Consider the following 10759-nt stretch of genomic DNA (forward strand, 5'->3'; position numbering starts at 1 on the left):
GGACATGGCCACCTCCGCCCGCGGAGCGCGGGCTCCCGATCCAAGGTGGGGCGGCGGCGAGGAGGTGCGCAAGAAGGCGCACCCGCGTGTCAGGGCGCGAACCCGGGCCAGCGCCGGGCGGGCGGGCGGCGGGTCGTCCGGCGCGACGCTCGCGCGGGCGGCGGGGAGGGGACCTCAGCGTCCGTCGAGGTGCTCGGCCACGATGCGGTCGAGCGCCCGGCGGTCCGCCTCGGTGTGGCCCTCGGTCGGCCGCGCCGGGGCGCCGCCGCGGCCGGGCTGCTGCCGGGCCTGCGCCGGCGGGCGCGCGGCCGGCGGCTTCGCGGGCGCCGTGCCCTTCATCTCGGCCCAGGTCCGGTCCACGAACTCCGACGGGGTCCGGGCGGCCTTCCAGCGGTCGCCCAGCGTCCGCCCGCCGAACGGCACGAACGCCCACACCGCGGCCAGCGCGGCGCCGGCGACGGCGAGCTTCAGCACGAGCTTCAGCATGGGAGTCCGGGTAGCACGCCCGCGCCCGCGCGGCGAGTTTTTCGGAGCCCCGCCGCGCGGTCCGGGCGGCGCCGCCGCGCGCCCGCGCCGCGGCCTTGCCCGGCGCCCTCACGCGAGCCACGGGACCAGCTCCGCGGCGCTCTCCACCAGCACCGTCGCGCCCGCATCCAGGAGCGCGGCGCGGCTGCGCAGGCCCCAGCCCACCGCGACCATCTGCACGCCGGCGGCGCGGGCCGTCGCGACGTCCACCGGGCTGTCCCCAACGAACACGGTCTCGGCGTCGGTGGCGCCCACCCGCGACTGGATGATGCGGATGCCCTCGGGATCCGGCTTGCGCGGCGCCTCGTCGCCGCCCACCACCACGGCGAAGCGGCCCAGCAGCCCGAGCCCGTCGAGGATCCGGCGGGCCATGGCGCCCGGCTTGTTCGTGTGCACCGCGAGCGTGCGGCCGGCCCCGGCGAGCGCCGCGGCGAGGCCGGGGTACGGGCGGGTCGCGTCGAGGCAGTGGACCTCGTAGTGCGCGCGCCAGGCCGCGAGCGCCGGCTCGAGCCGCTCGGCGTGGGATCCGAGCGCCCGCTCGAGCAGCAGTCGCGCGCCCTCGCCCACGAAGCCGCGGATCTCGTCGCGGGTGCGGGGCGGCAGGCCCACGGTGGCGAGCGCGTGGTTCACCGAGGCGGCGAGGTCGTCGAGCGAGTCGACCAGCGTGCCGTCGAGGTCGAGGATGGCGAGGCGCGGCATGGCGGGGGGAGTCTACACCCGCGCCGCGCTCACGCCGCGCTCTCGGCGCGGCCCGCGGGCGGGAGCGCGCCGCGGCGCCGGAGCACCGCGACGAGCGCGTCGTGCACCGCCGGATCGAGCTGCGCCCCGCGCAGCTCCGCCAGCACCGCCGCCGCCGCCGCCGGCCCGAGCGCCGCCTGGTACGGCCGGTCGGAGGTGCAGGCGTCCCAGGTGTCGGCCGCGTTCACGATGCGCGCCGCGAGCGGGATGTCGCCGCCCGCCAGCCGGTCGGGGTAGCCGGCGCCGTCCCAGCGCTCGTGGTGGCAGCGGATGGCGGGGAGCGCCTCGCGCAGGAACTCGACCCCGCCCACGATGTCCGCCCCGATGCGCGGGTGCTCGCGCATGAGCGCCATCTCCTCGGGCGTGAGCGGCACCGGCTTCGCGAGCACGTGGTCGGGGATGCCGATCTTGCCCACGTCGTGCAGCACGCCCCCGTACTCGAGCGCGAGCAGCGCCGGCGCGCCGAGCCCCAGCTCGCGGCCGATCTCGACCGCCAGCTCGGCGACCCGCTGCGAGTGGCCGCGGGTGTACGGGTCCTTCGCGTCGATGGCGGAGGCCAGGCTGCGGATGGTGTCGAGGTAGCCGCGCTCGAGCGCCGCCACCAGCCGCCGGTTCTCCGCGTCGTAGCCGGCCAGCTCGCGCGACATGTGGTTGAACGCGTGCGCGAGGTCGCCCAGCTCGTCGCGGCTCCGCACCGCGACCTGCCGGCCGAAGCGGCCGCGCGCGATCTCCAGCGCGCCCTGCACGCTGGCGCGGATCGGCTCGGTGAACCGGCGCGCCACCCAGGCCGAGAGGGCCGCCGAGAGCGCGGCCGACGCGAGCACCGCCGCGGCCGGCGCCGCGTCCAGCCCGCCGCGGTCGCGGACCAGCACGACGGCGAGCACGGCGGTGGGCAGCGCGCTGGCCGCCAGCATCGAGAGGAACAGGGTCCGGAACACCCTCATCGCGCCCGCACCGCCCGCTCCAGCGCGCGCGCCAGCGCCCGGCGCGTCACCGGCTTCTCCAGCACCACCTCGGCCGCGTCGGCGCCCTCCACCCCGCGGACGCTCCGGCCGCTGATGGCGGTCAGGAGCACGGCGGGGGCGCGCGAGCCGGCCTCGCGGATGGCGCGGAGCGCGTCCAGCCCGGAGAGCCGCGGCATGAGGAAGTCGAGGACGAGCAGGTCGGGCGCCTCGCGGGCCGCCAGCTCCACCGCCTCCGGCCCGCTCCCGGCCGCGACCACCTCGTGACCGAGCTCGGCGAGCAGGTCGGCGACCAGGGTCCGGATCAGCCGGTCGTCGTCTGCGATGAGGACCTTCACGCGCCGCCCCCGGAGCGGGGAGGATAGCACGCCGGCCGGGCGCGGCCGCGGTGCGGGCGGGCGCCCGGTGGGCGCCTCACGGGCCCAGGCCCACCCACTCCGACCCGTCCTCGTACACCTCGCGCTTCCAGATCGGGACGTCCTGCTTCAGCCGCTCGATGCAGGCCTCGCAGGCCCGGAACGCCGGGGTGCGGTGCGGGGCGGCGCAGGCGATGACCACCGCCGCCTCGCCGGGCGTGAGCACCCCCACGCGGTGCACGATGGCCACCCGCACCCCGTGCTCGCGTCCCACCGCCTCGCCGATCTCGGCGAGCTTCCGCTCCGCCATGCCCGGGTAGGCCTCGTACTCGAGGCGCAGCACGCGGCGGCCGCGGGTCGCGTCCCGCACCGTGCCGGTGAACGTCACGATGCCGCCCAGCCCCGGGCCGGAGACCGCGTCCACCACCTCGGCCAGCGCGAGCGGGCGGTCCACCACGGCGAACGGCGGCGCGCCGCCCGCCACCGGCGGGATGAGCGCCACCTCGGCGCCGTCGCGGATGGCGTCGCCGTCCTCGGCGAACGCCTGGTCCACCGAGATGCGGCAGCGCGGCAGGATCCGGGCGAGCGCCGGGTGCGCCGCGGCGAGCGCGCGGCGCAGGTCGGCCACGGTGGCGGGGGCCTCGGCGAGCGTCTCGCGCGAGGTGCCGGCCGCGTCGCGGGCGCCGGCGAAGTAGAGGACGTGGACGGGCATGGCAGGAGCGTAGCGCGCCGGGCGGGCCGGTTCAGCGCCCGCGCAGGCGGGCCAGGTCGCCGAACACGGTGACCGCGAGGAGGAGCCCCACGAGCGCGACGAAGCCGATGAGGTGCAGCGCGTTCTCCACCCGCGCGTTCACCCGCCGCCGCGTGACGATCTCGTAGGCCAGGAACACCAGGCGCCCGCCGTCGAGCGCCGGGATGGGGAACAGGTTCAGCAGCGCCAGCGCCACCGAGATGGTCCAGACCAGGGTGAAGAAGCGCTCCACGCCCTCGTGCGCGCCGCGCACCAGCTCCTGCGCGATGCCCACCGGGCCGGACAGCTCCGCCTTCTGCCGGCCGGAGAACGCCTGGCCGAACGCGGCGAGCTGGCCGCCGAGCTGGGCGTTGGTGCGCGAGAAGCCGTCGGCGAGCGCGCCGAGCGCGCCGCGCCGTACCAGCACGTCGTGCTGGCGGAAGCCGACCCGGCCCACGCCGTCGTCGTCCTCCGGGGTGATGGGCAGCGCCAGGCGCGCCGCCGCCGCGCCCTCGCCTCGCTCCACGTCGAGCACGATGCGCTGGCCGGGGTGGCGCTGGAGCTGGCCGACGAGGTCGGTCCAGGTCTCGACCGGCTGCCCGTCCACCGCGGCGATCCGGTCGCCGGGGCGCAGCCCGGCCACCTCGGCCGGCTTCCCCGGCACGAGCGCGCCCACCCGCGCCGAGGCGTCGGGGCTGCGCAGCCCCACGCTCGCGAGCAGCGCCGCCGCGATCAGCACCGCGGCCAGGTAGTTCATGGCGGGCCCGGCCAGGATCACCACGAAGCGCCGCCAGGCCGGCTGGTTCGCGTAGGCGCCGCGGTCGGCCGGGTCCACGTCCTCGCCCGGCGCCATGCCGGCGATGCGCACGTAGCCGCCCAGCGGCAGCGCCGAGATCGCGAACTCGGTCTCGCCGCGGCGGAAGGAGAGCACCACCGGGCCGAACCCGACGCTGAAGCGCTCGACCCGCATGCCGGAGCGGCGGGCGGCCAGGTAGTGCCCGGCCTCGTGCACCACGATGAGCAGCGACACCGCCAGGATGGCGGCGATCACGGCGACGGCGGTCGTCAATGCGTGGGCTCCTCGCCGAACTCGTCGGCCTCGAACAGCTCGACCTCGGCGTCCGGCTCCTGCCAGGCGCGCGCGGGGAGGCCGGCCTTCAGGCACACGTGCTTCAGGAAGGTGGCGGCGTCCCAGCCGTGCTCGACCGCCACCCTGGGGAGGAGCGCGCCGCGGTGCCAGCCCTGCTTCACCAGCAGGCCGTGCCGGCCGACCTGCAGCTCGCCCGGGTCGGCCATGCGCCGGGGCGTGCCCAGGGCCGACACCGACACGGTGAGCCGGGCGATCTCGCCGGCCGCGAGCGGCGCGAAGCGCGGGTCCTCGTGGGCGGCGGCGACCGCCATGGCGGCCACGGTGGCGGCGAGGCTGCCCGCGGGCTGGAAGGTGCCGATGCAGCCGCGCAGCTCCCCGTCCACCTGGAGCGTGACGAACGCGCCGCGCGGCTCGCCCAGCGCGCCCTCCTCGGGCAGCGGGCGCGGCGGGGCCAGGCCGAGGTGGGCGAGGATCGCGCCGCGGGCGATGCCGAGCAGGGCGGCGCGGTCGGTGGCGGAGAGCGGGGTCATGGGCGGCGGCGCGCGCCGGTGAGCAGCAGGCGCCGGGCGTCGGCGAGGATCTCGGCGTGATCGAAGGCGATGGGCGAGGGCAGCGCGTCCCAGGAGAAGGCCCGCGCCTCCTCCGCGTCGTCGGCGCCGGCCGGCTCGCCTGCGGCGCGCCCGACGAACACCGCCGAGAGCGTGTGGCGGCGGGGGTCGCGGCGGGGGTCCGAGTACACGTAGACCAGGTCCTCGAGCGTCACCTCGAGGCCGGTCTCCTCGCGCGCCTCGCGGATCGCGGCCGCCTCGAGCGTCTCGCCGGCGTCCACGAAGCCGCCCGGCAGCGCCCAGCCGGGCGGCGGGTACTTGCGGCGCACCATCACCACCCGGTCCCCGGGCAGGAGGATCACCACGTCGACGGTGGCGGACGGACCGGCGGGGGGCGGCACGGTGCAGAGGTAGCGCAGGCCGCCCCGTGGGTCAATTCGCGAGGGGGGCCGGGCATTTCGGCGCGGCGGTTCACCGCGGCGCCACGATGAGCGGCGAGCCCTCGCCGGGCGGGACCGCGCCGGCGTCCGGGCCGGGGGCGGCCGGCGCCGCGGGCGGGAACGCCTTCTCGAGGAGCCGCCGGGCGAACGGGATCTCGCCCGCCGGCGTGCCCGCCACCAGCGCGCGCGCGGCCGCGGCGGCGGCGCGGGCGTTCGCGGCGTCGCCGGCGGCGTCGAGGTGCTCGGCCACCGAGTAGAGGCGGCCCGCCAGCAGCGTGCGCCGCGGCGGCTCGAGGTAGCGGGCGACGGCCTCGTCCAGGACGCGCGCCAGCTGCTCGGCGCGCTGCCGCTCGTCGAGGTAGAGCGGCGAGACCGACACCTCGTCGAGCCGCGCCGCGACCTCGCGCAGGTAGCCCTCCTCGGCGAACCAGCCGCGCAGGAGCGGCAGGTCGTGGAGCGCGCCGGAGGCCTCCAGCGCGGCGGCCTCCTCCGCGCCGGGGAGCGCCGGGAAGCGCGCGGCCGGATCCGGGAGCGGCGCGGCGGGCCCGAGCTGCGCCAGCCACAGGTCGGCGCCCTCGGGCACGCGCTGGCCGGTCACCTCGTTGCGCGCGCGGGCCTCGGCCACCAGCGCGTGCGCGCGGGCGCGCTCGAGCTCGCCCACGCCCATGGCGGCGCCGCGGTCGAGGATGCCGCGGGCGAACGCGCGCCACTCCTTGCGCCCGAGCAGCGCAACCTGCAGCTCCACCAGGCCGCGCTCGTCGGAGATCACCGCCTGGCCCACCTCGATGCCCTTGCCCGGCACGGCGCGCGAGAGCCAGACGGCGCGCTCGCCGCGGCCGTCCACCGCCGAGGCGTAGGCGGGCGGGGCCGGCTCCGCCGGCGCGGGTGCGGCGGCGGGCGGCGCGGGCCGCGGCGGCTCCGGCACCTGCACCCCGCGTGCGCGCAGGAGGTGCAGCCCGCGCTTCGCCTCCTTGGCGACGTCGCGGGACGCGTGGCCGGCGAGCGCCGCCAGCACGTCGGCACGGGGCGCCACGAGCGCGGCGTGCGACAGCGCCAGCGCCAGCGGGGCCGGGAGGGTCGCGATCTCCTCCGGCTTCGCGCGGGCGAGCCCGAGCACCAGCCGGGCGGCGCGGCCCACCTCCTCGCGCGGCGCGCCGACGAGCGCCGCGATCTCCTGGCTCTCCACGTTCGGGTCGCGGAGCATGGCCAGCAGCCGTTCGGGGTCGATGGTCGTCACGCCGGGGAATCTAGCGGCCATACCGGGGCGGGTCCACCCGGCGTCCCCCGGCCGCCCCGGGTGCGGCGGTCCTTCGCTTGACACGCCGGCGCACCGGTTCCTAGGCTTCGCGCTTCACGCCGGCCGCCCGCGGCCGTCCACACCGTTGGAGACGACCATGATCCGGATGCTCCTCGCGGCCGCTGCCGCCTTCGCCGTGTTCGCCGCGCAGCCGGTGCTCGCGTGCGACGACTGCAAGAACTGCCCGATGCACAAGGCCGCGCAGGCGGACAAGGGCGACAAGAAGGACGCCAAGGTGGGCTGTCCGTGCGCCGGCGAGGGCAAGGAGTGCAAGTGCGGCCCGAGCTGCCAGTGCCCGCACTGCGCCGCCAAGAAGGCCGCCGAGAAGAAGGACGAGACCAAGAAGAGCTAGGTCTTCGCCGCAGCGCAGCATCGATGGGGCCGCCTCGGGAACGGGGCGGCCCTTCGCGTTCCGGTGGGTTGTCGCCGGCGGGCAGGCGCTCTAACCTGTCCGGCCCGCCCCGGCCCCGGGCGAGGTCAGAGAGGAGCCCCTTGGCACTGCTCGACGAGATCCTGGAGGACAACCGGAGGGTGGCTGGCCCGGGCAAGGACCCCGGCAGCTACATCGCCCACCGGCACCTGTGCATCGTCACCTGCGTGGACCCGCGGCTGACGCACTTCTTCGGCAGCGCGCTCGGCGTCGAGCGCGGCCACGCGGTGGCGCTCCGCGTGCCCGGCGCGCGCATCGCGCCCGGCTCCGAGCTGATGCGGGCGCTGGCCGCGTCCGTGTACGTGAACGACTGCCAGGAGATCCTGGTCATCCCGCACACCGACTGCGGCGTCGCCAGCGTCGGCGCCACCGAGCTGCGCCGCGTGATGCGCGCCCGCGGCGTGGCCGACGCGGACATCCCGCAGGACCCGGGCGCCTTCTTCGGCCTGGTGCCGGACGTCCGCGAGGGCGCCCGCGAGACGGTGCGCGCCATCCGCGAGTCGCCGTTCCTCCCGCGCCACATCCCCGTGCACGCCGCGCTGATGGACATCCGCACCGGCGCGCTCGAGGTGATCGAGCGCGGGTACGAGCACGTGTTTGGGTAGCGCTCGGTCCCCGACGCCCCGCGCGCGGGCTACACCGCCGCGGAGCGCTCGGCCGCGCGGGGCGGCGCCGCGCGGCGGCGGGCGGCGTGGGCCGCGAGCACCTTCGCCAGGTACTGGCCGGTGTGGCTGCCGCGCGCCCGCGCGACCTCCTCCGGCGTCCCCTCGGCGATGATCCGGCCGCCCTCGTCGCCGCCCTCCGGCCCGAGGTCGATGACCCAGTCCGCGTACTTGATGACGTCGAGGTTGTGCTCGATGACGATCACGCTGTTCCCGGCGTCCACCAGCCGGTCGAGCACGTGGAGGAGCCGCTTCACGTCCTCGAAGTGCAGGCCGGTGGTGGGCTCGTCGAGCACGTAGAGCGTCCGCCCGGTGCCCACGCGCGCCAGCTCGCGCGACAGCTTGATGCGCTGCGCCTCGCCGCCGGAGAGGGTGGTGGAGGGCTGGCCCAGCTTCAGGTAGCCGAGCCCGACGTCCTCGAGCGTCCGGAGGATGCGGGCGATCTCCTTGTGGTTCTGGAACAGCGCGGTCGCCTCGGTGACCGAGAGGTCGAGCACCTCGGCGACGTTCTTGCCCTTGAACGTGACCCGGAGGGTGGCGTCGTTGAAGCGCTTGCCGCCGCACACCTCGCACGGCACCAGCACGTCGGCGAGGAAGTGCATCTCGACGAGCTTCATGCCGTCGCCCTGGCACGCCTCGCAGCGCCCGCCCTTCACGTTGAAGCTGAAGCGCCCGGGCTGGTAGCCGAACGCGCGCGCCTCGGGCGTCTGGGCGAACACCTCGCGGATGTGGTCGAAGAGCTTGGTGTAGGTGGCCGGGTTCGACCGCGGGGTGCGGCCGATGGGCTGCTGGTTGATGTCGATGACCTTGTCCACCAGCGCCGCGCCCTCCAGCCGCTCGTGGGCGCCGGGTGCCTCGCGCGTACCGTAGTGGTGGCGCATGAGCGCCGGGCGCAGGATGCGGTTCACCAGCGTGGACTTGCCCGCGCCGGACACGCCGGTCACGGCCACGAAGCGGCCCAGCGGGAAGCTGGCGGTCACGTCCTTCAGGTTGTGCTCGCGCGCGCCGAAGATGGTGATGGCGCCGTGGTCCCCGGCGCGGCGTCGCTCGGGGAGGGCGATCTCCGCCCGGCCGGACAGGTACGCGCCGGTGAGCGAGCGCGGGTTGCGCTTCACCTGCTCGGGCGTGCCCTCGGCCACCACCTCGCCGCCGTGCGCCCCGGCGCCCGGGCCGAAGTCCACGATCCAGTCGGCCTCCTCCATCGTCTCCTCGTCGTGCTCCACCACGATGACGGAGTTGCCCACGTCGCGGAGCCGCTTGAGCGTGGCGAGGAGCTTGCCGTTGTCGCGCTGGTGCAGGCCGATCGACGGCTCGTCGAGGATGTAGATGACGCCGGTGAGCTCCGACCCCATCTGCGAGGCGAGCCGGATGCGCTGGCTCTCGCCGCCGGAGAGCGACGGGCCGGGGCGGTCGAGCGTGAGGTAGCCGAGGCCCACGTCGAGCAGGAACTTGAGCCGGTTGCGGATCTCCTTCAGCAGCTCGTCGGCGATGCGCGCCTCGTTGCCGGCGAGGTCGAGCGCGGAGAGCCACGCGTGCGCCTCGGCGATGGTGAGGTGCGACAGCTCCACGATGCCGCGGCCGCGGATCCGCACCGCCCGGCTCTCCGGCTTGAGCCGCTCGCCGCCGCAGGTCGGGCACGGCTTGTCGGAGAAGAAGCGCATGTACCAGCGCCGCATCGCCTCCGAGCCGGTGGCCTTGAAGCGCCGGTAGAGCTGGTTGACCACGCCCTCCCACTCGAGCCGGTACCGGCCGTTCCCGGCGGCCTCCGTCCCGAGCATGATCACGTCGCGGTCCTTCTTCGGCAGCTTGGACCAGGGCGTGTCGAGGTCGAGCTTCAGCGCGCGCGACAGGTGCTCGACGAACTCGAACGTCCAGCCCTCGCCGCGCTCCATCCCGCTCGCCCAGGGCTCCACCGCGCCCTCGCGGATGGTGAGCGACGGGTCCGGGACGATGAGGTCCGGGTCCATCTCCGGGCGCGTGCCCAGGCCCTGGCAGTCGGTGCAGAAGCCGATGGGGGAGTTGAACGAGAACCCGGGCGGCGTGAGCTCGCCGAAGCTGAGGCCGCAGGCGTGGCAGGCGTTCAGCTCGGAGAAGAAGCGGTCGTGCCGCTTGTACTCCTCCGGATCGCCGGGCCCGACCTTCTGCTCCTTGTCGGCGTCGGCCACCACCAGCGTGCCCTTGCCCTCGCGGAGCGCGGTCTCCACCGAGTCGGTGAGGCGCGGGCGGATGCCCTCCTTCACCACCAGGCGATCCACCACCAGCTCGATGTCGTGCTTCAGCTTCTTGTCGAGCGCGAGCCGGTCGGTGAGCTGGTGGATCATCCCGTCCACGCGCACGCGCGAGAACCCGCGCTTGGCGAGGTCGGTGAACAGGTCGCGGTACTCGCCCTTGCGGTTCTGCACCAGCGGCGCGAGCACCAGGATGCGCGCGCCCTCCGGCATCGCCAGCACCGTCTCCACGATCTGCTGCGCGGTCTGCTTGCCCACCTGCCGGCCGCAGCCCGGGCAGTGCTGCACGCCGATGGAGGCGTACAGCACGCGCAGGTAGTCGTGGACCTCGGTGATGGTGCCGACGGTGGACCGCGGGTTGTTCGAGGCCGCCTTCTGCTCGATGGAGATGGTCGGCGAGAGCCCGCGGAGGGTGTCGTACTTCGGCTTCTCCATCTGCCCGAGGAACTGCCGGGCGTAGGACGAGAGCGACTCGACGTAGCGGCGCTGGCCCTCGGCGTAGAGGGTGTCGAAGGCGAGCGAGGACTTGCCGGATCCGGAGACGCCCGTGAAGACCACCAGCTTCTTCTTGGGGATCTCGAACGTGACCGACTTCAGGTTGTGCTCGCGCGCCCCCTTGACGGTGATGAACTCGGGCTCGCTCATGAAGCGGTCTACTTAACGGAGGATTCCGACATTGGCCAGCGCCGCTGGCCGCCCGGCGGCGCGCCTTCCGCGTTTCCCGCGAAGGTGATAGCACCGACTGGCCCATGT

Annotated in this window: 12 protein-coding genes; 2 read left to right on the top strand and 10 right to left on the bottom strand. The window is 75.8% G+C overall.

The features are described from left to right. Positions 1-174: 174 nt before the first annotated feature. From PSR1_RS17665 to PSR1_RS17705, 9 genes are all read right to left on the bottom strand, one after another. Positions 175-486 carry a hypothetical protein gene (locus PSR1_RS17665; protein WP_059438766.1) on the bottom strand — a complete coding sequence of 104 codons (312 nt, stop codon included), beginning with the start codon at positions 484-486 and terminating at the stop codon, positions 175-177. Between the two features lie 108 nt (positions 487-594). After that, positions 595-1224 (bottom strand): HAD family hydrolase, encoded by a 630-nt coding sequence (locus PSR1_RS17670; protein WP_059438767.1) that lies wholly within the window; start codon positions 1222-1224, stop codon positions 595-597. Between the two features lie 29 nt (positions 1225-1253). After that, a complete protein-coding gene (locus PSR1_RS17675) occupies positions 1254-2207 on the bottom strand; it encodes an HD-GYP domain-containing protein (RefSeq protein ID WP_059438768.1) in 954 nt (317 codons plus the stop codon). Continuing rightward, positions 2204-2563, bottom strand: a complete 360-nt coding sequence (locus PSR1_RS17680; protein ID WP_059438769.1) for a response regulator — start codon at positions 2561-2563, stop codon at positions 2204-2206. The genes PSR1_RS17675 and PSR1_RS17680 overlap by 4 nt, the downstream gene beginning before the upstream one ends. Before the next feature lie 76 nt (positions 2564-2639). Then, complete coding sequence (locus tag PSR1_RS17685; protein WP_059438770.1) at positions 2640-3293, bottom strand: molybdenum cofactor biosynthesis protein MoaE; 654 nt, start codon at positions 3291-3293, stop codon at positions 2640-2642. Positions 3294-3324: 31 nt separating this feature from the next. Then, a complete protein-coding gene (locus PSR1_RS17690; protein ID WP_059438771.1) occupies positions 3325-4380 on the bottom strand; it encodes an RIP metalloprotease in 1056 nt (351 codons plus the stop codon). Further along, positions 4377-4931, bottom strand: a complete 555-nt coding sequence (gene amrA / locus PSR1_RS17695; protein ID WP_059438772.1) for an AmmeMemoRadiSam system protein A — start codon at positions 4929-4931, stop codon at positions 4377-4379. Before amrA ends, PSR1_RS17690 begins: the two co-directional genes overlap by 4 nt. After that, positions 4928-5350, bottom strand: coding sequence for an NUDIX hydrolase (locus PSR1_RS17700; protein WP_059438773.1), 423 nt, complete (start codon positions 5348-5350; stop codon positions 4928-4930). The genes amrA and PSR1_RS17700 overlap by 4 nt, the downstream gene beginning before the upstream one ends. Before the next feature lie 70 nt (positions 5351-5420). Next, on the bottom strand, positions 5421-6626 hold the full coding sequence (locus tag PSR1_RS17705) for a hypothetical protein (protein ID WP_059438774.1): 1206 nt from the start codon (positions 6624-6626) through the stop codon (positions 5421-5423). Between the two features lie 157 nt (positions 6627-6783). Between PSR1_RS17705 and PSR1_RS17710 the strand changes: the two genes are divergently transcribed. Both PSR1_RS17710 and PSR1_RS17715 read left to right on the top strand, forming a co-directional pair. Continuing rightward, positions 6784-7038, top strand: a complete 255-nt coding sequence (locus PSR1_RS17710; protein ID WP_059438775.1) for a hypothetical protein — start codon at positions 6784-6786, stop codon at positions 7036-7038. Positions 7039-7178: 140 nt separating this feature from the next. After that, complete coding sequence (locus PSR1_RS17715) at positions 7179-7721, top strand: carbonic anhydrase (RefSeq protein WP_059438776.1); 543 nt, start codon at positions 7179-7181, stop codon at positions 7719-7721. Between the two features lie 29 nt (positions 7722-7750). On the opposite strand, the gene uvrA is transcribed toward PSR1_RS17715, so the two are convergent. Next, positions 7751-10651, bottom strand: a complete 2901-nt coding sequence (uvrA, locus tag PSR1_RS17720) for an excinuclease ABC subunit UvrA (RefSeq protein ID WP_059438777.1) — start codon at positions 10649-10651, stop codon at positions 7751-7753. Between the last annotated feature and the right edge of the window lie 108 nt (positions 10652-10759).

It is taken from the genome of Anaeromyxobacter sp. PSR-1 (assembly GCF_000964525.1).
GTDB lineage: Bacteria > Myxococcota > Myxococcia > Myxococcales > Anaeromyxobacteraceae > Anaeromyxobacter.

What these genes read in the sequence shown, in the direction of transcription:
- PSR1_RS17665 (WP_059438766.1), bottom strand. Translation starts at nt 486, where the DNA reads ATGCTGAAGCTCGTGCTGAAGCTCGCCGTCGCCGGCGCCGCGCTGGCC.
- PSR1_RS17670 (WP_059438767.1), bottom strand. Translation starts at nt 1,224, where the DNA reads ATGCCGCGCCTCGCCATCCTCGACCTCGACGGCACGCTGGTCGACTCG.
- PSR1_RS17675 (WP_059438768.1), bottom strand. Translation starts at nt 2,207, where the DNA reads ATGAGGGTGTTCCGGACCCTGTTCCTCTCGATGCTGGCGGCCAGCGCG.
- PSR1_RS17685 (WP_059438770.1), bottom strand. Translation starts at nt 3,293, where the DNA reads ATGCCCGTCCACGTCCTCTACTTCGCCGGCGCCCGCGACGCGGCCGGC.
- amrA (WP_059438772.1), bottom strand. Translation starts at nt 4,931, where the DNA reads ATGACCCCGCTCTCCGCCACCGACCGCGCCGCCCTGCTCGGCATCGCC.
- PSR1_RS17710 (WP_059438775.1), top strand. Translation starts at nt 6,784, where the DNA reads ATGATCCGGATGCTCCTCGCGGCCGCTGCCGCCTTCGCCGTGTTCGCC.
- uvrA (WP_059438777.1), bottom strand. Translation starts at nt 10,651, where the DNA reads ATGAGCGAGCCCGAGTTCATCACCGTCAAGGGGGCGCGCGAGCACAAC.